The sequence below is a fragment of the Blautia sp. TM10-2 genome (assembly GCF_003480845.1).
GTDB classification, from domain to species: domain Bacteria; phylum Bacillota; class Clostridia; order Lachnospirales; family Lachnospiraceae; genus Fusicatenibacter; species Fusicatenibacter saccharivorans.
Genome location: NZ_QUJZ01000001.1, coordinates 1 through 23,876, shown reverse-complemented (window position 1 = coordinate 23,876; position 23,876 = coordinate 1). Strand labels below are relative to the sequence as shown.

Below are 23,876 nucleotides of genomic sequence, written 5' to 3'. Positions count from 1 at the left end.
GGAACGATATAGTTGGCAAATAAGAAATGACAGGAAGAGATTTAATCATTTATATTCTTGAGAACCATCTCGAAGATGTGGAAATCGAAACAAAACCATTTTTAGTGCCATTGGATAAAGCTGCTGTAGAACTTGGATGCGGGTTAGCTGGTGTCAAAGCATTATTGAGCATCGGAAAAATAAAAGGAATCAGGCTTAATGGCAAATATTATATTTTTTCAACAGAAATCGAAAGGGCAAAACGAAATGCATAATAAATTAGCTGCGACATTATTGACTTTGGCTGGTATTTGCTTTGTAAGTGGCATGGCTTTACTTTTAAGTTAATACATAAGAAGGAGTTGGTGCGTGTGGAAAAATTTGAAAAAATTTTATCGGTGTTAGATCGCTCGTTAGGTACTCGGAAAAAGCGTCATATCGCTGGCGGTATATTAATGAGCATATCACTGATGTTTGGGGGATTTGCATTGACAGTTATTACGTTAAATATTGGCAAAGATAAAATTGCCGATATTAATAACACAATACCGGAGAGCAAGAATAAACGCATCGAGGATGAAAATAAGAAATGAGAGAGACCTTAGTAGAACATTTACTCACACACCAAAGATATACAAATTTAGCTGTTAAGCTTGAGACAAATGAAAAGCTTTGGAAAGATATTTGTTCATTCGCCCTTCGCTATGACAAAGTAATATATGAAAATTGCAATGAACCGAGAATCAAAACACTTCTTGAATTTTGCAGAAATAACAAGTATGGAGAGGTGTTAATTACAAATATTGACGATGAGTTTGATCTCAATCTTGAAGAGTTTTTCTAAGGAAAGGAAAAGAAGAAATGAAAGATAACAATTTCGAATTTATTTTTGGACTCGGCGGATTCGTCGTTGGATTAATCGGACTTGGATATGCATATGGATCAAGAAAAAGGTTGAATGGTATATGTGATAAACTTGATTCAACAATTGATAACGTCTCGAAAACAATTGATGTCGATGTTCCAGACTATATCGTTCAGGAAGCCATCGACAAGGCGGTAGAGAGAAGAGTGCAGCAGGAAACAACCAATGCGGTTCGTAAAATTTCAAAGAAAATTGAAGACGATATTGATTTAAAGGTCCGCACGGAGATTGACGTGAGATCTTCCACAATTCGGCAGGAAGTCAAGAATAAAATTGCGGAAGAAGTAGCAAAGATTTCTGCAGATGATATTGCTGACGAAATCCGAGAAGAGGCAAAGGAGAAAGTTGCTGAGAAATTCGACGATGAGCTGGACGATATTCTTTCTGAATTTAACAACAATTTGGACCATGTTTCCAAAATTTACAGCTCAATCGCCGATAAAATGGCGGGTATTGGAAGCAATAAAGATTTCAAAATCAGTCTCGGATAAGTAAAGGAGAACCACATGTATAAAGATATTTTAATCAAAGGACTCATATTCGTTATCGGCACAGTAGCCGGATCTGCAGTAACCTATAAGTTTGTAAAAGACAAATATGAAAAAATTACGAACGAGGAAATTGCTGCAATGCGTGAGCACTTCGAAGAAAAATACAATCAGCCAACATGTAATGAGGCAAGTAATTATGAGCCGACAGATGCGGATGCTGAAAAGCTCAAAGATATTCTTTTAAACAATGGATACGAGAGCAAATCTGAAAAAGAAGAAAATAAGGAGGGCGAAGATATGTACGTACCGGAAGTAATTGCTCCGGAAGAATCTTGGGAACAGGATTATCCGACGATTACTCTCACATATTATGAGGGAGATGGGGTTCTTACCGATGATCACGATAAGATTATCACAAATGCGGATGAGCTAGTCGGCCAGAATTTTGCGCAGCATTTCGGTGAATATGAAGAAGACTCAGTATATATCCGGAATAGTAAGCTGAAAGTACACTATGAAATTCTGCGTGATTATGGAGCATATTCCGATAGAATGTGTGCAAGCGAATGATTGCTGAAGAAGTAAAGAAAGAGTATTTCGAATGGATATATTCGATAGTATGCCATAAACGATATGCACCAGAAAATACGTATGATAAACTGCTGAATTGCTTGAACGAAATACCGTTCAAATGTAAAGACGCTAGGGATAAAAACCGCATGGAAGATGGCTTTAATCTTCGACGTCAATTTACATTTTATAACGATCTTGATGAGAGTGCTGCGGATCTTATTGAAGGTCCGTGCACCGTATTAGAAATGATGTTTGCGTTGGCGATTCGCTGCGAGGATATAATGGATGATCCAACTATCGGAAATAGAACGTCACAATGGTTCTGGCAGATGGTCACGAATTTAGGACTTGGATCAATGAGCGACCGCCTATTCAATGAAGAGTATGTAAAAGAAACAATAAACAAATTTATGAACCGAGAGTTTGAACCAGATGGTAAAGGGAGCCTTTTTCGAATCAGAAATTGTCAACAAGATTTGCGAGAGGTGGAGATTTGGATGGCCATGCTCTGGTATTTAGATTCATTAGTATAGGAGTAATCAAAATGGCACATGACGATATATACAAGCTGTTTACCGAAGCGGTTGGTTCCAAAGTTTCTGCTGACGTGGAAGAATGGTTTCCAAATGGGAAAAACAGTATAAGATTTCGACTTTACGGAGGTGATTCTGTCTTCACGGTTTCTGAAGAGTCTCCGAGAATATGGCAGATAGAAAGTTTGGACTCATATATTGCAAAAATGAAAGGAGGTCATATGATGAATGTTGGACTTCATGAAAGTAGCGACAAGGACACTGAGTAAATCAGGCATAACCGAAGTCTTTCCTAAATTCATAATGAAAAAATCGAATGATCTTATGGTTCGAGGAAAAGATTTTTATGCAATTTGGGATAATGAACAGCAAATGTGGAGTACAGATGAAGATGATGTCATTCGTCTCGTTGATGCGGAGATAGAAAAATTTATCACTCAAAATTGTGATCGATTTGACACAACGCTGATTGGTAAATATATGTGGGATTCTGATAGTGGCTCTATCGATAAGTTCCATAAGTATTGTCAAAAACAGATGCGAGATAATTATACCATGCTTGATGAAGAATTGATATTTTCCAATACTAAGCCTGGAAGAGAGAACTTTGCAAGTAAAAGACTGAGCTATCCATTGGAAGAAGGAAATTACGATGCATGGGATAGGATTATTGGAACACTATACTCCGATGATGAACGTCATAAAATCGAATGGTGTATCGGATCTATTGTGTCAGGTGATTCCAGAAAGCTTCAAAAGTTTATGGTTTTATATGGAGCTGCCGGAACAGGTAAATCAACAATTCTTAATATTGTGCAGCAATTGTTTGAAGGGTATTATTCCACATTTGACGCAAAGGCGCTTGGATCTGCGAATAATGCTTTTGCGCTTGAGCCATTCAAAACAAACCCGCTCGTTGCAATTCAGCATGACGGCGATTTATCGCGAATTGAAGATAATACAAGACTTAATTCGCTGGTTTCACATGAAAGGATGAGTGTGAATGAGAAATTTAAAGGCTTGTATGAGACGAGTTTCAAATGCTTCTTATTCATGGGAACAAACAGGCCAGTAAAGATTACTGATGGAAAGTCTGGTTTATTAAGGCGACTCATTGATGTACATCCGACTGGTAATAAAATCCCTGGGGATGAATACAAAGATTTGATGGCTCAGATTCCGTTTGAACTTGGCGGAATTGCATATCATTGCTTACAGGTCTATGAAGATGATCCTGCCTATTACGACGAGTATATTCCAAAATCCATGCTCGGTGCGTCTAACGATTTCTATAACTTTGTATGCGATTCTTACAGCGTATTCAAAAATCAAAATGGAACAACATTAAAGTCGGCATGGGAAATGTATAAGACATACTGTGATGATGCCAAAGTTTCATTTCCGTTTTCGAAGAGAAATTTCAAAGAGGAACTCAAAAACTACTTCTGGGATTACGACGATCGTATCGATGCAGAAGACGGATCACGACTGTTAAACTATTACAGTCAGTTCCGAACAGATATTTTCGAGAATGAAATCGGAGGAAGTAAAAAAAAAGAAAAAAATAAAGACAAAGTGACATGGATTGATCTAAAAGAACAGCCATCTATTTTCGATGAACTCTGTAAAGATTGTCCAGCTCAGTATGCGACAGTAAATGAAACTCCTGGAAAACCATGGGATAGTATTACTACTAAACTTTCAGATCTTGATACAAGTAAGCTCCATTATGTGAAACTTCCTGAAAATCATATCGTTATTGATTTCGATATTAAGGACGACAGTGGAAATAAATCGTTAGAAAAGAATCTGGAAGCCGCAAGCAAATGGCCACCTACATATGCGGAGGTAAGTAAGGGAGGTCAAGGGCTCCATCTACACTATATTTACAACGGAGACCCGACGGAACTGTCTAGGATATACGACGAAGATATTGAAATAAAAGTATTTACCGGCAAAAGCTCTTTGCGGAGAAAACTGATTAAATGTGTGAATCATGTACTCTCCGTATTGAGTTCAGGGTTGCCGTTGAAAGGGGTAAAGAAATTGGTAAATATCGAAGGAATTCAAAATGAAAAGCATCTCCGATCCATCATTAAAAAACACTTGAATAAAGAGATTATGCATAATACAAAGCCAAGTATTGATATGATTAAAAAGTGTTTGGATGAAGCCTATGCGAGCGGGATCGGATATGACTTAAGCGATATGAAAGGACCGGTTATTGCACTGGCTGCCAGCAGTACGAATCAGGCGGAAACCTGTATGAAAATTGTTGGCGATATGAAATTTAAGAGCGAAGATGTGAATGAGACAGTTAACGAAAGTGATTCGGACTGTCTTGTTTTTTATGACATCGAGATCTTCCCAAATCTGTTTCTGGTTTGTTATAAAATGGCAGGAGAAGACAAACCGGTTGTGGCTATGGTTAATCCAAAATCATCTGACATTGAAAATCTTGTAAGATTTAAGCTGGTTGACTTCAATGGTCGGAAGTATGATAGGCATTTGCTGTATGCAAGGATGATGGGATATACAGTTGAGGAGCTCTATGATCTTTCCCAGCGGATTATCAATGCTCCAAAAGGAAGCAGAGATAGCGGGTTATTTAGCGAAGCCTATAAACTCGGTTATACGGATGTATATGATTTTGCGGCAAAGAAGCAGTCTCTTAAGAAATGGGAGATTGAACTAGGTATCGGGCATAAAGAGCTTGGATTGCCATGGGATAAACCAGTTCCAGAAGAACTCTGGTCTGAAGTAATAAAATACTGCAAATGGGATGTTACCGCGACCGAGAAGGTGTTCGATCATCTGCAGGGTGACTTTACTGCCAGAAAGATTCTTGCAAACTTGGCAGGCGGAACAGTTAATGATACAACGAACTCGCTGACAACAAAGATTATTTTTGGAAATGAGCGCCATCCGAGCCTTGTGTATACAGATTTAGCGACAGGCGAACAGTATGGACTCGCAGAAGATGAGATTCATAAAGTTAAGCCATTAAATGCATTTCCTGGATATGAATTTGTCCAATTCGGAGAAGATCGAAAGCCTCATAACATGTATCGAGGGATTGATCTTGGATTTGGAGGCTATATTCGCTCGAATGCTGGAATCTATATTAATGTTGCGCTTCTTGATATTCAGTCGCTACATCCGAACTCGGCAGTTGCTATGAATTACTTTGGAGTTTATACTCAGCACTTCAAAGATATTCTGGATGCCCGTGTGGCAATTAAGCAAGGTGATTTTGAGACTGCGAGACATATGCTCGGAGGAAGACTTGCACCATTCCTTGACGATGAAGGGCAGGCGGCTGATCTGGCACAGGCACTTAAGAACGCGATCAATTCAGTATATGGTCTTACCTCGGCTAAATTTGATAATCCATTCAGAGATAGTCGAAATAAGAATAACATCGTTGCATTGCGTGGGGCATTATTCATGAAGACGCTGCAGGATGAAGTTGAGAAACGTGGATTCAAAATCGTTGCGATCAAGACAGACTCCATCAAAATCGCGAATGCTACTAAAGAAATTGTTGCCTTCTGTATCGAATTCGCAAAGAAATATTCTTACACATTCGAATTTGAAGCATTCTACGATCGTATTTGCCAGATTAACGACGCAGATTATATTGCTCGTTATAAAGATCCTGAATATTGTCAGAATACATTCGGATTTGTACCTAAAGATAATAAGAAGCATCCAATGGAATGGACAGCCACAGGAAAACAGTTTGCTGTTCCGTATGTGTTTAAGACATTGTTCAGTAAAGAGCCGATTAAATTCGAAGACCTGTGCGAAACATTTTCTGTTAAATCTGCTTTATATTTGGATATGAACGAGAAACTTCCAGACGTATCCGAATATGAGAAAGAGTTTGAAAAGTTGGAGTCTAAGTATAAAAAGGGTCAGCTTTCAGACACAACTTTTGAATCTGAATGCGCACGGCTGAACGATAAGATTGCAGAAGGTCATGACTATCGCTTTGTCGGTAAAGTGGGTCAGTTTACGCCAATCAAGGCCGGAGAAGGTGGTGGCGTGTTGGTACGTAAGCAGGGAGAAAAATATTATGCCGCTGCAAACTCGACCGGTTATAGATGGGTTGAGTCCGATATGATAAAAGACCCTGAAAACCATGATAAGATTGATCTTTCATTCTACCGAAATATGGTAGATAAAATGCTGGCAGAAATTAATCAGTATGGAGACGCCGAATGGTTTGCATCCGACGATCCATATATCGATGAGAGCAATTCTGGAATGGAAGATTTTATGAATATTCCGGCGGATGTGGAAGGAGATGAAATGCCATTCGGTTATCAGTCAAGGACCGCATAGATTTTCTGCAGAGATTTATAATACTTCATTCTTATATTTATTATGAGCTTAATAACAGTTATATTTCCGATAAAGAATATGATGCAAAAGCAAAAGAACTCACGAGATATAAGAATGAGTATCCGAATCTTTGGAAAGCAAGCATGTATTATAAGCAGTTCGGAGATGAGTATAATGGATCTACTGGTTTTACTTTGTATCACGATCTTGATGAGCATCAAAAAGATATTATACGAAGTCTTGTGCCTGGCTGACTCGCGGTGAATACAAAGCCTGTTATGAATACTTATTAATACATATTTGAAAGGAGCAACTATTGCAACTTTTATCGCTGGGGCAACGGTTGGAAGAAAATTTGGCTTATTAGAAGTCGGAATCGGTTTGCAGCGTGTTTGCGATAACAATCCAGAGATTGAAAAACTTATTAATGAATCAATCAAAAAGCTTTCTGAAAAATAAGATAGGTATAGGTTTAAGAGTCTTGACTAGACACAGTCAGGGCTCTTATTTCTTTCTATATAAAACACCTGAAAGGAGATTGCCGATGACATAAGAAAATCATTTATATTTTCACTTATTTTAACAACATGTTTATAGAACAAATTTTTAAAGGAGATTAAAACAATGAAACTTACATTTGCACCGAGAGGCGTATTACAGATTGACGATGCCATGATTATCTTTAAGAATTTTAAAGGAGAGGGTGGCAGATACAATGCAGAGGGAAACCGAAATTTCGCCATTCTTATTCAGGATCAGGAGATAGCAAATGCCCTTATCGAAGATACAAATAAGTATGGAATCGGCTGGAATGTGCATATTAAAGCGCCTAGAGAAGAAGGCGATGATCCGTTTATGTATTTGCCTGTAAAAGTCAAATTTAACGGAAGGGGGCCGGTAGTGTATCTTAAGTCTGGATCGAATAGAGTAAAACTTACTGAAGAAACTATCGCCTGCCTTGATGATATCGACATTGCGAGTGTTGATCTTGATATCCGTCCATACGATAACGAGGTTAACAAAAACCCACATAGAACAGCGTATCTTCAGTCAATGTGTGTTATCCAGGACATTGATAGATTCTCAGCGAGATTTGCGGCTGAAGAACATCCGGAAGATTAATGGGAGGAAAGCGAAAATGGGAGTTAATCATGGAAATGGGGTCCCAGGGAAAAATACAGCAGGATCTCTCGGGGATATTTATATAAATGATACAACCGGCGAGTATTACAAATGCAATCTTGCGATCAAAATCAGTGGTTCCGAAGGATTCGAGTATGAGTGGAAGAAGATGAAATCGCCATTTTCTTGCCCTGCTGGTGAAGAAGGCACTGATGGGACACCTTATATAAAACAGGACAGTAATAGAGCAAATGACGGCACGACCTACACATATCCAAAACGTGAAGAGCAGTCGGTGCGAAGAAACTATACGCAGTACAGCAAGAAAAATAAAGGAGGAAAGTAATGTTAGCTTATATTTGCTTAATTTGGATCGGAAGTCGATTAAATGCTCCGACTTGGTATGATATATTGATTTGTATTTCCATTTTATTCAAAGTATTTACGAGCGGTATGGAATTTATGAAAGCTACTGACAAATAGTATGGATCTTTGTCCGGTGCTGAACCATAGTGTTTGGTGCCGGATATTTTTTGGAGGAAAAATGGTAAATATAATCGAATTAAATGTTTCTGGAGAACAGCTTGGCCCAAACAGCATGGAATGTAACCGAGATACCCTTGATATTTTGTTTCATTTTTCTGACGAATGGGACAAGATGATAAAAGTTGCTGGTTTTTCCAGAGGAGATATCGAATTTGAACCACAGGCATTAACACATGGGAAAAAATGCACAATTCCAAGAGAAGCGTTGGAAGGAAACTTTTTCCGAGTATTTGTTGTCGGAAAAAATTCAGAGACGATGCTTAAAACAAACGAAATCATTGTAACCGTACGGAGGGAATAATGACAGAAGCAGAAAAATTATTAGCAACATTGGATGTAAATGATCCGAAACTTTTACCTATCCCATCAAAAGATGATGGGTATATTATCATTGGAGAAGACAGAATTATAACTGTGCCAGATGCTTTGAAACGAATCGCAGTGCAGTATGATATTGATGTAGAAGCCGTAATGTTCGAATGCCCTAGATACTTTAACGGTATCGATCTTACAAAACTCGATTTATATGTAAATTACATTAGAGCTGACGGAGGACCGAGTAGTTATCATATCGAGGATGTCACTATTAATCCTGAAAATGATAAACAGATCCATTTCACTTGGCTGGTCGGTGGATATTTGACAGAGGTTGCAGGAAACCTTCAGTTTATTGTATCTGGATCAAAGACGGATGAATCTGGAAATGTAGTAAATAAATGGAATACTGAAATTAATAGCGATTTATATATACCAAAAAGCATAGAATCAGCCGAGCACGTTGCCGCATTATATCCGGACATCGTAACGCAGCTTCTTACAAGACTTGAAAATACTGCGGTGTATACACCATCTGTAAGCGCAGACGGAGTAATTAGTTGGACAAATGATAATGAAAAAGAGAATCCGGAACCAGTGAATATTAAAGGTCCGAAAGGCGATAAAGGAGATAAGGGTGATACAGGAGCTACCGGACCGAAAGGCGATAAAGGAGATATGAGTTTTACGGCCTCTCTCGCGATGCATTTTAATCTTTGTCGAACAGGTAAAGTGTATACCGTTAAATTTCCGTTATGGGAAACTTCACAAACATCTTCCGGAGAAAAGCTCGATGATAACGAAGGCCTTATACGCTTGATGTCAACCGCAGCGGAACATCGAACAGACGACTATGAAAATATTCCGCTGTTTAAAACTTATGATTGCAATGCATATGTTACTGCCGACGGCGAAAGAGTTGTCTCTGCGATCAAGGGCCAGGACGGATTCAAAGACACCGGTAAAAATGATGTATTTGTTCTTGGTATGTCCTATTACGAGAAACACTGGTTAGAGGATGGATACTGGTATTATTCCAGGACAGATCTTCCGAAGGATGGATATGTTCTCGCAGAAGAATGCAGAAAGAAAGATGGTTCCGATCAAGGCTATGCCGTATATGGAAAATACGTATGCGGATTAATTGATGGAATTTTATATTCTTCAAAAGGGCTTATCCCTGCGAGATATTGCGCAGGTCGAACAGACGGGCAGTCAAGAGCGATCTGTTATAACAATAACATCGGATATTTCAAACAAAAGGGTACCGGATACACTGGCGGAATGTCATGTGATTATAAGTATATGTATACATCATTTTGGCTTACATTCGCAACGATCAATTCTCAGTCAGTTGCTGCCGGAGTTACAAACCACAATTTCCAGTATCGAACAGATATTGCGGAAGAAAATACAAATCGTATTATTGTTACAAATTCACAGGCTGGAAATATAAGTATTGGGACTTATGTCAGCATCGGGGATAATAAGTCAACAAGTGTTGTCGATCGAGTTAATTGGTCTATGCATAATCTCGCAGAGGATGTGCGCGTTATCGGAAAAGAGGCATATGATGACACCCATACAGCAATTATTCTCGACACCACATTTACTACGACTGCAACGACCTGGATATCATCGTTCCATTGGAGAAGTGGATTTAGCGATGAAGTTAAAGGAAGAAACGGTTGCCCTTGCCAGACTGTCGGAGAACTTACAAATGGAAGATTCCCAATCGTGCTCCAGGGAATCGAATTCGCAGTTGGCGGATATGAAGTTATGGCAAATGCTGTAATGAATATTATTGATAGTGCCGGAACACGAGAAGTATACGTCACAAACGATGCCTCACTTCTTACGACAAATATCACTACTATCAAGGAGAAATACAAAAAACTTGCGGAAAACATTCAGCCGACAAAACTTAACCAGTGGAATTATATCACCCATATGCAGGCAGATCTCGATATCGGCATGATTACGGTAGCAAAAGCCGGCGGAGCAAATTCTGGAACTGCGTCTGGATTCGCCGATGGATTGTACGTCGACGGAGCTTCCAGTGGACAAAAAGAGTTTCTCTTGTTTGCTTTTCTCAGGGATGGTGCTACTGCGGGTCTTTTCTGCCTGTATGCGTACAATGGCCTGGGTTCTGCGAGCTGGAATATCCTGTCTCGCCTGTCTTTGAACGGAGTAGGGGTGAATTGAGAAGCGCAGCGTAACAAGAGGGGATAACTCCCCTAGGCAATTTTTAAGGTTTCACACTCGAAGTTACGGGTATTCTCTTGTTTGCTAATCTCAGGAATGGTGCTACTGCAGGTCTTTTCTGCCTGAATGCGAACAATGGCCTGGGTAATACGAACTGGAATATCCTGTCTCGCCAAATTTCTGAAAACAAATTATGAGTGTGTTTCGCACCTAAGCAGGGCATCCGAACGGATCTTTAATATTGTATAAAAAGCCGGCAAGTAGGAATAATCGCGAAAGCTGGTACACAACAGAAAGACGATAATAAAATGAAACGTTATCTCAAAAATTATATTTTAACAGTAGACAAAGTAGAGGAGGCTATATACGATTGTCTTAGACGCAAATGGAAACGCACCGACGTGTCCTACTTCTTAGCCGCATACTACGAATGTGATGGTAAAAACATCCATGAGAGAGCAAAAATATGCAAGGAATATGCCAAGTCGAAAGAGACGAGATATAAACTATATGAAGCTATATCGAAAGCTGCTTATTCGATGTACCAGGAGATTGAAAACAGAAATATTGTTCTTAGACCGATCAGCTACCAGATGCGGTATGATCGAACCTCCGAAAAAATAAGGGAAATCGGCATATCCACAATTAAGCAACAGGTCTATGACTATTTGGTCGTAAATGCATGTAAAAAGATGTTTATGGCTAAAATAGGATATTTTCAGTGTGCATCAATACCCAAACGTGGGCAGATTTTCGGTAAGAAAAAAATAGAGCGATGGATCAGAAAAGATTACAAAAATAGTAGATACTATTATAAGTGTGATATCAAAAAATATTATCCTAGTGTCAATATTAAGAATTTGGAAAAGTTTCTTCACAGAGATATCAAATGTGATGATATTCTTTATGTTATCCATTTCTTACTTGGGACATACAAGGGCGGCCTATGCATTGGATCATATTTATCACAATATTTAGCAAATTACTATATATCCTACGCCTATCATCATATTACAGAAAATTCGTTTTCAATCCGCAGGAGGAAAAATGGCGATATTGTTAGAGTAAACAATGTGACACATGTTTTGTTTTATATGGATGACATCATTATATTTAGTGGGAGCGTAAAACGGCTGGAAAGAGCAGTTAAAGATTTTAAGAGATATATAACCGATGTATTATTTCTGACGATAAAAGAGAACGATGGTGTATTCCGAACAAGGACGACTAAAGTTGATATGATGGGATACTGTGTTTCAATCAAAAACACGATTATCCGACCACGTATCTTTAAGAAAATTCGTAGGTTATTTTTGCGAGTAAATGGAAGAACTGAAAATTTATCGCTGCATATTTCTCGTAGAATCTTGTCTCATTATGGTTGGCTTAAACATAGCGACCTATATCCGTTCTGTAAACGTTTTAAAATAAAGACAATCGTTGGCCGAGCAAAGAAGGTGGTTAGCTATTATGACAAACGCGGCATTCTCGGAGAAACCGGATAAATATGGATACTTTAAACTTGCTGACGGGTCTGTTGATATTTTCATCAGAATTTTCGATCACGAAGAAACGAATGATGATGGAGAGGTCTCTTATATCTGCAAAGTAAATGAGTTCAGAACAAAGCAGAATCTCATTACCGAGGAGATGGTTGTGGCAAATCCTGAAAAATATCTTGACTATACACCGCCTGGAGCTATCACAGAAATGGATAGACTCGAAGCGGTTGAGTCGGCATTACTTGAATTGATGGGGGTTGAGCATGATTAAATTTTTGGCAATACAGATCTCTCTCGGAGTTATCACTCTTGATGATATTCCGGAGAGACTGAAAGAAAAAGTCACAGAATATCTGCAGACACATGACATGATCTGATGACGCGATTTCTACATCTCCTTTTATGAAATGAAAACAACATATAAGAAGGAGGACTTGGTATGAACAAAAATTTCAAAGAATTAAGGAAAGCAGCATTTGCAGTCGGATTCGGATTTACTATTGGAAAGGCCATGGCTGATTGGGTAGTCATATTTGTTACACCACTTATGATGGCTCCAATTGAAATGGCTGCCGATAACGGAAGCGAAACGGCACGACGAATACTTGATGCTGGCGGGATTAAGTGTGAGAAAGAAAGTTCATCAGCAAACAAGGATCAAGTTAAAATGGGTTTTCAGTGTAAATAAGCAAATTGGGCTCTAAGATCACTTAGGGTCCTTTTCATTTTCCTATGGGTATCTAATCGTTAATCATGACAATTGGGTTAAATAAGGAGTGTGCATTATGAATACTAATTCAAAGAGAAAAGAATATGTAGAAATGCAGAGAAGGCATCAGGAAGAAATAAATAATTTTCCAATCTCTTTTGCTTTTAGCAAAGATCAAGTCTATGGTGCGCTTAAGAAAATTGGGGCAAGTAGTCTTAAAGAATGTGTAACCGTATTCGGAACTGGCGATATTGTTAAGAAAAAAGATAAAACTGATCTGGTAAACATGCTGATCGGATTTACTGAAGAGCTTCATGAAAAAATGAAAAATGACAAAGAATTTGCTGAAGCCGCCTTTGAGTACGAAATGGACAACCATGAATATGCTATCAACTTGGATGGAGACGAAGATGTTTTAGATTCCTTAGTATTAACCAGAGAAGAGCTCAAAGAATTTGGACTTGAAGAAGCTTATCAGAATGCTCGTAGGAAACATATGAAACGTGCTGGAGAGGAATGGGGAATCATCTAAATCGCGAAAAATACGCTTCCTTTTATAGAAAAATAAAGGAGGATGCATTTATGAAAATTATTAGATCTATCATGAATCTGATCGTAGTTTTCGTACTTGGGCTCGAAGTCGGAAGTTTTGGGGTATGGTATTTGACCATGTCTGTATTATCACCGCGTCGGGACTAAAAGAACGATAGACCTATGATCATCATGAATATGCTAAACGATGCATAATAGTATCAGATATTAAATCGACAAGAGGCTTGATAGAAATGTTAGGCCTCTTCGTTTTTCGAAAGGAGAGATCTGTGAAAATAGTATATATCGATGATTTTAGCAAAGATTTGAGTGATAAAAAAGTTATATTTTATATCGGATGTGTTGATTATGAAATGTTATATGAAAAATTGTCTAAAGATGGAGTAATTGGAAAGTATGAAAAAGGGATCTATTTTCAAGATATTTTGGACAACAACCTCATGTTCATCCAATCAGGGAAAATCAGCGATGTCGATATGAATTATGCCGGATTAGATAACAGTTTTTCAACACTAATGGAAGACGGATATATGATTGTGGCGCTATATTATAATCCGATTAAGCAAGTATACTTTATTCCACTTCACGATTACGACTTTTCTTTGGAAGGAGACGATATGTGTTATGAAAATTCCAGCAATAAATTGGATTCCATTCGACCGTAGTAATCCGCCAACAGATTTACATGATACTGATCATCTGATATTTTTACGAGAAGATAATTGGAGCAACGGTAAAACATGGGAATACCATGTGGATGTCGCAAGTCCGTATGGCAATTATATCGATGATTTCTGGAATACCACAAATGATTGGATCGAAGGCAACAATATCGTCCAAGTATTAGCTTATGCTGAATTACCATATGGGTTAAAAGAAGAAGACTTGATTGAGAGATTGGAGGAGGCAACATGAAGAAAATTCCAACATTATTTGAGAGAGTTTATGAAGGACATAAAGTGGTCGGCATTAAAAACATCATCGCACCAGGCTGTGAACAAGTATTAATTAGAGGAATACCGACCATAAAATACGATGGCAGTTGTTGTGCAATTATTGATGGAAAATTCTATAAGAGATATGATTGTAAAAAAGGAAAAACACCACCAGATGGAGCCATAGCTTGCTGCGATCCAGATCCGATTACTGGACACTGGCCTCATTGGGTCAGGGTAAATGAAAATGATTCATCTGATAAATGGTTTATTAAAGCATATAATGCTAATTGGTGGTCTATCATAGACGATACACCGGATGACGGAACATATGAAGCTATAGGCTATCATTTTCAAGGAAATCCATACGGACTTTTTAATGATATTTTAGTAGCACATGGAAAAAGTATTATCGATAATTTGTATCTATCGTCAGATATCGATGAATCATTTTGCAATATAAGAAAATATTTAAGAGATCATCCGATCGAGGGCATTGTCTTCTGGATGGATGGAGAACCTGCTTGCAAAATCAAAAGAACGGACTTTGGATTTGAATGGCCTATTCGATCAATAGAATGGAGAAATTGGCATGAATATATTTGACGAATGGACAGAAGTTTCTGATGGGATTTACAGATCTAAAGAATATGAAAATAGTGTATATGAACTTTTGATCTTAAATTGGAAAAAATCGACCGATATTTTGAGCGCGAATTGTGCTTTATATTTCAGAAGCATTGACCCATGGAAAGACCCAAATAGTCATGTATGCAGGACTTGTATCGAACATTCGGCGCCATTAGCCGCTTGCCTTGAACTTGTCAAAGAGCATTCAGAAGCATGTAAACGTTTAAAGAATTTTGTTATCCATAGAGACAATACGTCTGAAAAACCGACACAATGCTCAATTTGTGCTAACTGCGGAATGGAAGAGGTTCACTATGACGATGATGACTACGATGAGCCGTTCTGTGAATTAGGCAAATCCATTTTTGACTACTATGGATATTTTGACCAGCATTGTAAGGAGTTTAAACTGAAATGAGATTTAACCTGATTAAACGAAAGCATAAGCATCAGTGGAGGATAACGCAAGTTTCAAATGTCATTCAGCATGATGACTTTGGCTACCCATTGCGATTGTGCATTGAAAAGTGTGATATTTGCGAACAATCAAAACAGGTATGGTTGGACGTGGGTGAAGAAGCTCTGAAAGAATTGGAGACTGGTGAATCTGTGCTGTGCGAATGGCGGAAGATATGCGAGGAGTAATAAAGTGCGGTATCACAATATAACAAAAGACGATATGCTCAATGGAGATGGATTGCGTGTAGTGTTATGGGTATCAGGCTGTTCACATCACTGCCCTGGATGCCAAAATCCAATTACATGGGATCGCAGTGATGGATTGATATTTGACGGAAACGCGTTAAATGAGATCGACGATCAGCTTGGGAAGAAGTATATATCTGGAATAACGCTTAGTGGTGGAGATCCATTATTTGAAGGGAACCGACGAGATATATTGGTTTTGTGTAAATATATCAGAGAGCTGTTCCCTAATAAGAATATATGGCTTTATACCGGTTACACTTACGAAGAGGTATCGGATCTTGAAATCATGGATTATATTGATATTTTAGTCGATGGACCATATGTTGAAAAGCTTCGCGATACCTCTTTGAAATGGCGTGGCAGTTCGAACCAGAGAGTTATTGACATAAAAGAAACCCATAAAATTGGACGAGTAGTTTTGTGGTGTGATTGAATTGACCAGATACGAGAGGAGAATAATAAAGTATTATGGGACGTGCTGAGAGAAGAAAAATCGAGAGAACAGAGCGTATTGAAAATCGTAAAAATAAGCTCCTGGTAACCAGAAAAGATTTGAAAGATATGAGAATGTCAGTGTCACGGGATAATGTCAAAGTTCTTATGGCCTGCTTCGCCCTTGCCGAGCATAGGTTATATGGATACGGAAGAAAGCGTTGTATCAGAACACTCAATTACGTGGACGAGATGATGGGCGACATTCTTGACGGTACAAGCTCCTTTGATGACTATGTTAACGAATTGCGAGATGATGTAGGAGTCGTCATCAAATACTGATTCGCGTAAAATACACAGCTTATTATGAAACAAAATTATGTTGCATAACGAAAGGAGAATATTATGGATTTTAAGAAAGGCGACAAATCATTATTTGTTCCAACAATGGCAATCCTTGCTGGAGTATTGGTGATTGAGAACATTGCTAAAGCAATCTGTGAAACGGTCGAAAAAGTGCATAAGTAGTTTCAAAAGAGGAGGCTCTGACTTTAGTGGTCAGGCTTCTTCTTTTTGTTTTATCAAATCATTTGAAGGAGAAAAACTATGACGACAAGAGTAGAAACATGGCAGGGACACAATATTAGATTCGTTCTGAAAAATAATGAATGGTGGGCAATTCTCAGTGATGTTTGTAAAGCGCTTGGAATTGATCCAATGGCTGCATTTATGAAACTCGATGAAACCACTATCGATCAGGTAGAGAATCTAATTCCAAGCGTTGATAAGTATTTAGACATTGTAAATGAAGTCGGAATTTACGAACTGATGTTTCTGAGCAATCTCTCTGATGCGAATAGAATGCGTTTCTGGACAGGAACGGTTCTTAAAAGATTGCGTAATCGGATCGGGCTTTCAGAGTACGAAGTAATGCGGATGATGGATGGCGATATTCAGGAAGAAATCGACAATCTTCTCGATGATATTTTCTACGACGAAGAGACAGGAAAAACCATGATAAGTGTCACAGTAGCCGGAGGTGACGTCGAACAGGTCCCAATCGAAGATATCTTGTAAAGGAGAAACAGGGCAAAATTTGAGCGTACAATATCGACAGAAAACAGAAACAAATTTTTTGTATCCGTATCAGTTGGATGCAGTCAATCAATTAAAAAATGGTTGCATACTATGTGGAGCGGTCGGATCTGGAAAATCTCGAACCGCTCTTTTTTGGTATTTCAAAGAGAACGGAGGCTGGATTGATAAAGATGGATATTCTCCGATGAGAAGTCCGAAAGATTTATATATCATAACGACTGCGAAAAAGAGGGATTCAAAAGAATGGCTTGGCGAATTAGTTCCATTTTTGTTATATCCAGGCGATGACGGTAAAACAAGATTTGGGAACAAGATTGTCGTAGATTCATGGAATAATATCGGCAAATACGTAGATGCTGAAGATTCATATTTTTTGTTGGATGAGCAGCGTCTCGTTTCATATGGAGCATGGACCAAATCATTTTTGACGATAGCTAAGTCAAATAAATGGATTTTGCTCAGTGGAACACCAGGCGATTCATATGTCGAGTATTTACCAGTATTTTTGGGAAATGGATTCTTTAAAAATAAGACAGAGTTCAATCGGGAGCACGTAATATTTTCGAGATATACGAAGTATCCCAAAATTGATCGTTATGTAAATACAACAAGACTGGACCGGCTTAGAGATAGAATACTTGTGAATATGGATTATACGCATGATATTGTCAAACATAACGAGGATATTTATTGTAGTTATGATATTCAGCAGTATAAGTTTGTTATACGAAATCGGAAAAATATCTACAAAGAGAATGAGCCAATCCAAAATGCTGGAGAAATGTGTAACGTGCTTAGACGAATTGTAAATAGCGATGAGACACGCCAGATCAAACTTCTTGAGATTCTCGAGAGTCATCCACGAGCAATTATATTTTACAATTACGATTACGAAAGAGAAATACTATTGAACCTTGGGTATGAATATGGGACAGAAATAGCCGAGTGGAATGGACATGCTCATCAGCCAGTACCGGAAGGAAATAAGTGGGTTTATATTTGCCAGTATAATTCTGCAAGCGAAGGGTGGAATTGTATACGAACAAATTGCGTTATCTTTTATAGTCAAAATTATTCGTATAAAATGATGACACAGGCTGCCGGGCGCGTTGATAGACTAAACACGCCTTATGATGAACTTTATTACTATTATCTTAAATCAAGATCCGGTATTGATTTAGCAGTATCGAGAGCTTTGGCAGATAAGAAAAAATTTAATGAAGGGAGATTTGTTGGATGGAACAAATCACAGGTATCTTATAATGTGGCAAAGAAAGAAAATAGGCAAGCTGCATAAAGAATATTATGTAAGTGATTCTTATGGAAATACTGATAAGGTCATGGTTCGGAAAATTAATAAACTTATTAGAAAGGTAAATAATAATGTCTGATTTATATGTATATCTAATTCGTTCAAGAAATAAAGATAATAAAGATATTCCTAATTTTAAAGAACGTACACAGACTATCTTAGAATACAAAGAAAACGAAGATAAAGTAGTAGAAGAATTTCGCAGATTTGCAGTGGATGGAGTCCCAGGCGAACAGACAAGATTGTATCGGTCTGTAAATTCTAGGAATGAAGAGAAGATAAGAGAAAAACTTGTCATTAGATTGCTTAGAGATAAACCAAGTGTGACAAAGCTGAATCGTACATTAGCTTCTGTTGCGCAGCAAGTAGAGAATCGGGATGAGAGCAAGTGGTTGTTTGATTTTGATGTGGATGATGAAATTATTGTAAAAAATTTTGTAGATGATATTTTTGTTCAGACAGATGTGGATTATCCAATAGAAAAAATTGAACGTCATAAAACTCCGCATGGTTATGCAATTGTGGTTCCATATGGTTTTGACACAAGGAAACTTATGGAGAAGTGGAAAGATTATGATATTACATTGAAGAGAGATGAATTGTTATTTTTGGATATAATCACAAAGGAGTGAAGCGAGTTGACGTTTGGAAAAAAGAATACATGATTATTGTCTACGATCAGCAAAGTCGCATGGATATGTTTTATCGAAGCGATATATTTCAAATCCACGTCTTTCATATCTTAAAAGATATGAAAATGCATATTATAACCTTGCTCTTTTGGATATAACATATCGTATCATTGATGATGGCGAAACAGCACTGATATATCATTTGGAAGGATCGAAAAATCCGATAACTATTAGAACAAGTGTTTGGATTTGTATGATATTACCGTGTGCTGTGCCATATGACGATCCACGCTTAGGAACAAATCAGATTATTTCATTTGATCAATCGTTCGCGTAAAAAACATAGGCCTTTATGAGAAAGATTCATATTTTAAGGAGGTATTAAAATGAAAGATGGATTTAAAAAAGGATTTGGTTTCACGATGGGAGCTTATGCTGCAGTATTTGTAGTATTTATGGCAGTAAGATCCATCGCGAATATTGATCTGAAAGACAAAAACACTTCTGAAAAAGAAGAATCTAAAACGGAGGAGGAGTCCTAAGGGGCTTCTTCTTTTTGTTTTGAGAAAGGAGATGTCATGGAAGAGGATACATATAAAGAAGTTTATTTTGACCAGTATTGTAAGAAATGCAAATATGAAGATACATTAGAATCAGATGATCCGTGTTTTGATTGTCTTGATAATGTGGTCAATTTATATTCGCACAGACCAGTGAACTTTAAAGAAAGAGAGAAATGAAATGGACAAAAATATTAATAAATGCGTATTGGTTAGTTTCGTGAGCGATACTGATAATGGAGACGTGGCAACTCTTATCGTCGGTGAGCAGAAAAAGCAGGGGCAAATCAATATTTTAAATGCGATACAGGGTCCGGAAGCAACTGAGTTATTCGAAAAGTTAATAGTTCCGAAAGGAGTGCGGAAATGATACTTCGACTATTATTCAAATACTTCGGTCTTTTTATTTTTTGTCTTGGACTTTCCATGGTCACCGGAGGCGTTAATGGGATATATTGTATGATTTTTATAGGCTTGACGCTATTTATTGAGTTTGGAAGAGAAGACAGCATTATAGTAGAATGGGAGGATGAAGATGATCGAGATTCTCGAAGCCGGAACAAAGAAAAAAGTGAGATGTAACAACTGCGGTGCTTTGTTGAGTTATGAAAAATCAGATGTTAAAAATGAAACAGTTAAAACTATGATGCCATTGGGAGATGGGCGTAAATTGATAAAAGACTATATTATATGCCCGCAGTGTAAAGAGAATATCTATCTAACAAGTTTAAGATAATGGAGGATGAAGATGATTAAAATTATCGAGGCAGGGAAAATAAGAGAGGCCAGATGTAAAAGTTGCGGTGCCCTACTGCAGTACGACATATCGGATATTCGTGAAGGATCTGTTGGCTGGGAGTATCATGGAACTGGTCCAATACGCAAAATTATAAGAAGGTATATTGTTTGCCCACAATGCAAATGTTTGGTATTCGTATGAATTAAGCAGTTAGGAGAAAGCAATGATTAAAATGATTAAAATTATCGGAACTGTCAGAACAAGGACCGTGGTATGCTATCATTGCCACGTACTTCTGAGCTATGAGGTATCAGATATTTGCAAAAAATCTACGGTGTATTTATCTGATGCTCCAGTAGGCACCATCATGGGTGATTACATCATATGCCCGCAGTGTAAAACGTCTATTTATATTTGAGAAAGGGAATCAATATGCAGAATTTAATTGAAAATGCGGTGGTATACGGACTAGAGAACAGCGTCAGAGTATCGAAATATCCTATGCAGATTGATATTTCGAAGTGCACTGATGAGATAACAAACAAAACAAGAAGTCTTGCCGGAGCGCCGAGAGGATCAGGACATGACAATTTTCTAAAAGGAATTGTGGTCCAATTCGACTTGACATTCACGGTAAAGGCATGGACAGAAGCAGAGCGATATCATTGGTTTGATATTGTTTCAAGCCAGTCAACAATGCATCGCATCAGTAAAATGAATGTTGACGATTGTTGTTGCTCGTATGTAACAGAAAAGACAAAGAAGTATGTGAAAGAACTTCAGCAGAACTATTTGGACGATCAAACACCAGAGAATTATTTGCGGCTGCTATACAATGCCCCAACCGGCATCATGCTTACTGCCGGAATAAGTACAAACTATCTTCAGCTTAAGACGATCTATGGACAGAGACGCAATCACGTACTGCCAGAATGGCGATGGTTCTGTTCTTGGATTAAAAGCTTGCCATACTCCTGGATGATTACCGGAAAGGATTATGACGGCGATGAAGATTACAGGACATGGCCTCGTGGAAGATCTGGAAGATATACATGGGAGGATTGATATTTATGAGAACATATATGTCATTGCCGTCCGGAACATATAATATTACTCTTACAAAAGATGAATTTGAAACTCTCGTCAAGTCGAGTCACATTAATTGTAATATTGGTAATACTCCATGCAAAACGGGGCGTACTGTCTGGAACGAGGATCGGAAAGATTTTGAAACACTGGATAAAAAGGAGGTTTATAATAATTTACAATTCAATTTTTGTGAACCAGTAGCAGATGTGCCAATAGGCGATTATCCAGTACAGTTTCTAACAATTAGTGTGGAGGATTGATATTTATTAGAACATATCAGTTTAATTATGACCGAAAAATTGATGGCTATGGTGAAATTCAGTTTTGTGCCGAGAACTATCGTGAGGCTAAACGGTTGTTCGAAGACTGGGCAGCGGAGAATGGATATTCAATTCGTGAATACAAAATGACCGTTGTCTATAACAAAGAAGATGCCGATGAATATGAAAATATTTACGCGCTATAAGAAAGGAGAATGAACTGATGATTTTTGTAATAATATTACCGATAATTATCGGGTTCGGATTTTCGATTTATATGCATAGACAAGATGATCTGGATTCGCTGACATTTACAGGGGTGGTTCTGTTTGGCATTGCATTTATAATTGCGGCAGTCTGCAGTATCGGTCTTGCCTGGAATGTAACATCTGGAAATCATATTCCAGAAATGATCTCGATGTATGAAGAGGAAAACAACCAAATTGAGAGCCAGATTGGTGAATTAGTGAATAAGTATATGGAATACGAGGGAAGTACGTTTAAGGATCTCAAAAATGAAGATTCGGTAGCGCTTGTTTCACTATATCCAGAGTTGAAATCAGATGCGTTGGTTGAGAAACAGATCGAGGTATACATCGAAAATAATAAGAAGATAAAAAATTTGAAGAAGAAGCAGATCGAACTATTGACATATAAGTGGTGGCTTTACTTTGGAAAGTAGGTAATAAAGACATGGATGTGTTATGGATTATTCTGATTGTCGTAGAACTGTGTATGGGGACAAGAACGTATATCAAGGCAGAAGATAAGTTAGATAAAATACTTGCCTTTGAAATGCTGATTTTCGCGCAAGGAATGACTATATCTATGAAACTTAAATAAGGAGGGCTAAGCTATATGACTGAAGATGAAAAAGATATTTTTACAGAACAGGTAAAAACGATTCTGTCTGGCTATATAGACAGAAAAGATACAATCAATTACCTTGCAGTGAAAATCAGACAGCTGCACGAAGAAGAGATGAAGAATTCCTGTAATTTATAATTTGAAGAAAAAGAGGTGATTCCATTGCCCCTATTATGTTGTCATGATTGCAAATCCAGACACATTGGGTGTCACATAGATTGTGAAAAATATATTAGAGAAAAGAGAGAGTATGATGTATTGCAATCCAGTATACGAAAAGAAAAAAGCTATGACGGGTATATTGCTGGCCGAAAATTGGAAATAAAACAGGAATATATTAAAAAGTATGGAAAAATATATAAATAAATATGTTAGTGGAGGGATAAATGGATGAGATAGTCTATAGATCGAGCAATAGCTATTTTGCAGATCAATTAAGGCATATCATGGATAAAGAAAATTTATCTATTCGTGATGTGGCTAAAAAATGTGGAATGACAGAAACAAGTATCAGCAGATATTTGTCGGAAGACAGGGCACCGAATGTTAGAGATGCGAACTGGATATTTGAGAGTCTTGGATATAACACATTCATTGTAAAAAAAGAATCAAAAAGAAAAGAAAACCTTCGTAAAAATGGGTCTGGATGCAATGATTATGTTGCATATAAAGCGATAAAGAAGGCAGACTCTGATCGAAATAAAATAAGTTGGCTCATTGACACATTCTATAGAATAGCAAATTATGCCGGTTTTTCAATAGAAGAAAGACTAACTATTAAAAGTCAAGTCTAAAATGAAGATTTTGTGAATGAA

General features: G+C 37.7%; 39 protein-coding genes. All 39 read left to right on the top strand.

Annotated features, from left to right (window positions below; genetic code table 11):
• The first annotated feature begins 26 nt into the window (after positions 1-26).
• Positions 27-254: a hypothetical protein gene (locus tag DXD92_RS00175; RefSeq protein ID WP_118639862.1), complete on the top strand. Its 228-nt coding sequence runs from the start codon at positions 27-29 to the stop codon at positions 252-254.
• 96 nt (positions 255-350) lie between these two features.
• Complete coding sequence (locus DXD92_RS00170; RefSeq protein WP_118639861.1) at positions 351-572, top strand: histidine kinase; 222 nt, start codon at positions 351-353, stop codon at positions 570-572.
• Positions 569-823 (top strand): hypothetical protein, encoded by a 255-nt coding sequence (locus tag DXD92_RS00165; protein ID WP_118639860.1) that lies wholly within the window; start codon positions 569-571, stop codon positions 821-823. Before DXD92_RS00170 ends, DXD92_RS00165 begins: the two co-directional genes overlap by 4 nt.
• 17 nt (positions 824-840) lie before the next feature.
• Positions 841-1,395, top strand: coding sequence for a hypothetical protein (locus DXD92_RS00160; protein ID WP_118639859.1), 555 nt, complete (start codon positions 841-843; stop codon positions 1,393-1,395).
• Between the two features lie 15 nt (positions 1,396-1,410).
• On the top strand, positions 1,411-1,965 hold the full coding sequence (locus DXD92_RS00155) for a hypothetical protein (protein WP_118639858.1): 555 nt from the start codon (positions 1,411-1,413) through the stop codon (positions 1,963-1,965).
• The gene (locus DXD92_RS00150) at positions 1,962-2,501 is read left to right on the top strand and encodes a hypothetical protein (protein ID WP_118639857.1); all 540 of its coding nucleotides are present in this window, start codon (positions 1,962-1,964) and stop codon (positions 2,499-2,501) included. The genes DXD92_RS00155 and DXD92_RS00150 overlap by 4 nt, the downstream gene beginning before the upstream one ends.
• 11 nt (positions 2,502-2,512) lie before the next feature.
• Complete coding sequence (locus DXD92_RS00145; protein WP_118639856.1) at positions 2,513-2,770, top strand: hypothetical protein; 258 nt, start codon at positions 2,513-2,515, stop codon at positions 2,768-2,770.
• The gene (locus DXD92_RS00140) at positions 2,742-6,848 is read left to right on the top strand and encodes a DUF5906 domain-containing protein (protein ID WP_330427555.1); all 4,107 of its coding nucleotides are present in this window, start codon (positions 2,742-2,744) and stop codon (positions 6,846-6,848) included. Before DXD92_RS00145 ends, DXD92_RS00140 begins: the two co-directional genes overlap by 29 nt.
• Positions 6,821-7,102: a DNA ligase LigA-related protein gene (locus DXD92_RS19590; RefSeq protein ID WP_118639854.1), complete on the top strand. Its 282-nt coding sequence runs from the start codon at positions 6,821-6,823 to the stop codon at positions 7,100-7,102. Before DXD92_RS00140 ends, DXD92_RS19590 begins: the two co-directional genes overlap by 28 nt.
• Positions 7,103-7,472: 370 nt before the next feature.
• Positions 7,473-7,970: a hypothetical protein gene (locus DXD92_RS00130; protein ID WP_118639853.1), complete on the top strand. Its 498-nt coding sequence runs from the start codon at positions 7,473-7,475 to the stop codon at positions 7,968-7,970.
• 16 nt (positions 7,971-7,986) lie between these two features.
• Positions 7,987-8,316 carry a hypothetical protein gene (locus DXD92_RS00125; RefSeq protein WP_118639852.1) on the top strand — a complete coding sequence of 110 codons (330 nt, stop codon included), beginning with the start codon at positions 7,987-7,989 and terminating at the stop codon, positions 8,314-8,316.
• Positions 8,317-8,514: 198 nt separating this feature from the next.
• Complete coding sequence (locus DXD92_RS00120; protein ID WP_118639851.1) at positions 8,515-8,817, top strand: hypothetical protein; 303 nt, start codon at positions 8,515-8,517, stop codon at positions 8,815-8,817.
• Positions 8,817-11,036 carry a hypothetical protein gene (locus DXD92_RS00115; protein WP_118639850.1) on the top strand — a complete coding sequence of 740 codons (2,220 nt, stop codon included), beginning with the start codon at positions 8,817-8,819 and terminating at the stop codon, positions 11,034-11,036. Before DXD92_RS00120 ends, DXD92_RS00115 begins: the two co-directional genes overlap by 1 nt.
• 308 nt (positions 11,037-11,344) lie before the next feature.
• Positions 11,345-12,541 carry an RNA-directed DNA polymerase gene (locus DXD92_RS00110; protein WP_118639849.1) on the top strand — a complete coding sequence of 399 codons (1,197 nt, stop codon included), beginning with the start codon at positions 11,345-11,347 and terminating at the stop codon, positions 12,539-12,541.
• Positions 12,507-12,809 (top strand): hypothetical protein, encoded by a 303-nt coding sequence (locus DXD92_RS00105; protein ID WP_118639848.1) that lies wholly within the window; start codon positions 12,507-12,509, stop codon positions 12,807-12,809. The genes DXD92_RS00110 and DXD92_RS00105 overlap by 35 nt, the downstream gene beginning before the upstream one ends.
• Entirely contained in the window at positions 12,802-12,915 is a 114-nt protein-coding gene (locus tag DXD92_RS19140; RefSeq protein WP_279220629.1) for a CD1375 family protein, read from the top strand. The genes DXD92_RS00105 and DXD92_RS19140 overlap by 8 nt, the downstream gene beginning before the upstream one ends.
• Positions 12,916-12,977: 62 nt before the next feature.
• Positions 12,978-13,226 (top strand): hypothetical protein, encoded by a 249-nt coding sequence (locus DXD92_RS00100; protein ID WP_118639847.1) that lies wholly within the window; start codon positions 12,978-12,980, stop codon positions 13,224-13,226.
• 97 nt (positions 13,227-13,323) lie between these two features.
• Entirely contained in the window at positions 13,324-13,779 is a 456-nt protein-coding gene (locus tag DXD92_RS00095) for a DUF7659 family protein (RefSeq protein ID WP_118639846.1), read from the top strand.
• A gap of 289 nt (positions 13,780-14,068) precedes the next feature.
• Positions 14,069-14,464: a hypothetical protein gene (locus DXD92_RS00090; RefSeq protein WP_147399278.1), complete on the top strand. Its 396-nt coding sequence runs from the start codon at positions 14,069-14,071 to the stop codon at positions 14,462-14,464.
• A complete protein-coding gene (locus tag DXD92_RS00085) occupies positions 14,424-14,714 on the top strand; it encodes a hypothetical protein (RefSeq protein ID WP_118639844.1) in 291 nt (96 codons plus the stop codon). The genes DXD92_RS00090 and DXD92_RS00085 overlap by 41 nt, the downstream gene beginning before the upstream one ends.
• Positions 14,711-15,340, top strand: a complete 630-nt coding sequence (locus tag DXD92_RS00080) for a hypothetical protein (RefSeq protein ID WP_118639843.1) — start codon at positions 14,711-14,713, stop codon at positions 15,338-15,340. Before DXD92_RS00085 ends, DXD92_RS00080 begins: the two co-directional genes overlap by 4 nt.
• Positions 15,327-15,782: a hypothetical protein gene (locus DXD92_RS00075; protein ID WP_118639842.1), complete on the top strand. Its 456-nt coding sequence runs from the start codon at positions 15,327-15,329 to the stop codon at positions 15,780-15,782. Before DXD92_RS00080 ends, DXD92_RS00075 begins: the two co-directional genes overlap by 14 nt.
• Entirely contained in the window at positions 15,779-16,009 is a 231-nt protein-coding gene (locus DXD92_RS00070) for a hypothetical protein (RefSeq protein WP_118639841.1), read from the top strand. Before DXD92_RS00075 ends, DXD92_RS00070 begins: the two co-directional genes overlap by 4 nt.
• A gap of 4 nt (positions 16,010-16,013) precedes the next feature.
• The gene (gene nrdG / locus DXD92_RS00065) at positions 16,014-16,505 is read left to right on the top strand and encodes an anaerobic ribonucleoside-triphosphate reductase activating protein (RefSeq protein WP_118639840.1); all 492 of its coding nucleotides are present in this window, start codon (positions 16,014-16,016) and stop codon (positions 16,503-16,505) included.
• Positions 16,506-16,540: 35 nt separating this feature from the next.
• Positions 16,541-16,846, top strand: a complete 306-nt coding sequence (locus tag DXD92_RS00060; RefSeq protein ID WP_118639839.1) for a hypothetical protein — start codon at positions 16,541-16,543, stop codon at positions 16,844-16,846.
• A gap of 63 nt (positions 16,847-16,909) precedes the next feature.
• A complete protein-coding gene (locus DXD92_RS19135) occupies positions 16,910-17,032 on the top strand; it encodes a hypothetical protein (protein WP_279220628.1) in 123 nt (40 codons plus the stop codon).
• Between the two features lie 78 nt (positions 17,033-17,110).
• Positions 17,111-17,581 carry a BRO-N domain-containing protein gene (locus DXD92_RS00055; RefSeq protein ID WP_118639838.1) on the top strand — a complete coding sequence of 157 codons (471 nt, stop codon included), beginning with the start codon at positions 17,111-17,113 and terminating at the stop codon, positions 17,579-17,581.
• Between the two features lie 19 nt (positions 17,582-17,600).
• A complete protein-coding gene (locus DXD92_RS00050; RefSeq protein WP_243104810.1) occupies positions 17,601-18,899 on the top strand; it encodes a hypothetical protein in 1,299 nt (432 codons plus the stop codon).
• Positions 18,900-18,985: 86 nt separating this feature from the next.
• Complete coding sequence (locus DXD92_RS00045; protein WP_118639837.1) at positions 18,986-19,546, top strand: hypothetical protein; 561 nt, start codon at positions 18,986-18,988, stop codon at positions 19,544-19,546.
• Positions 19,547-19,932: 386 nt separating this feature from the next.
• A complete protein-coding gene (locus DXD92_RS18395; RefSeq protein WP_158581745.1) occupies positions 19,933-20,088 on the top strand; it encodes a hypothetical protein in 156 nt (51 codons plus the stop codon).
• Between the two features lie 199 nt (positions 20,089-20,287).
• On the top strand, positions 20,288-20,476 hold the full coding sequence (locus DXD92_RS00040; RefSeq protein ID WP_118639836.1) for a hypothetical protein: 189 nt from the start codon (positions 20,288-20,290) through the stop codon (positions 20,474-20,476).
• A 165-nt stretch (positions 20,477-20,641) separates the two neighbouring features.
• On the top strand, positions 20,642-20,842 hold the full coding sequence (locus DXD92_RS18330) for a hypothetical protein (RefSeq protein WP_147399277.1): 201 nt from the start codon (positions 20,642-20,644) through the stop codon (positions 20,840-20,842).
• A gap of 12 nt (positions 20,843-20,854) precedes the next feature.
• On the top strand, positions 20,855-21,046 hold the full coding sequence (locus tag DXD92_RS00030; RefSeq protein WP_118639834.1) for a hypothetical protein: 192 nt from the start codon (positions 20,855-20,857) through the stop codon (positions 21,044-21,046).
• Between the two features lie 231 nt (positions 21,047-21,277).
• Positions 21,278-21,910 (top strand): hypothetical protein, encoded by a 633-nt coding sequence (locus DXD92_RS00025; protein ID WP_199696563.1) that lies wholly within the window; start codon positions 21,278-21,280, stop codon positions 21,908-21,910.
• Positions 21,911-21,915: 5 nt separating this feature from the next.
• Positions 21,916-22,194, top strand: a complete 279-nt coding sequence (locus DXD92_RS00020; RefSeq protein WP_118639833.1) for a hypothetical protein — start codon at positions 21,916-21,918, stop codon at positions 22,192-22,194.
• On the top strand, positions 22,191-22,400 hold the full coding sequence (locus DXD92_RS00015; protein WP_118639832.1) for a hypothetical protein: 210 nt from the start codon (positions 22,191-22,193) through the stop codon (positions 22,398-22,400). The genes DXD92_RS00020 and DXD92_RS00015 overlap by 4 nt, the downstream gene beginning before the upstream one ends.
• A 17-nt stretch (positions 22,401-22,417) precedes the next feature.
• Positions 22,418-22,876, top strand: coding sequence for a hypothetical protein (locus DXD92_RS00010; protein ID WP_118639831.1), 459 nt, complete (start codon positions 22,418-22,420; stop codon positions 22,874-22,876).
• 176 nt (positions 22,877-23,052) lie between these two features.
• Complete coding sequence (locus DXD92_RS18390) at positions 23,053-23,199, top strand: hypothetical protein (protein ID WP_158581744.1); 147 nt, start codon at positions 23,053-23,055, stop codon at positions 23,197-23,199.
• A gap of 248 nt (positions 23,200-23,447) precedes the next feature.
• Positions 23,448-23,855, top strand: coding sequence for a helix-turn-helix domain-containing protein (locus DXD92_RS00005; protein ID WP_118639830.1), 408 nt, complete (start codon positions 23,448-23,450; stop codon positions 23,853-23,855).
• The last annotated feature ends 21 nt before the right edge of the window (positions 23,856-23,876 follow it).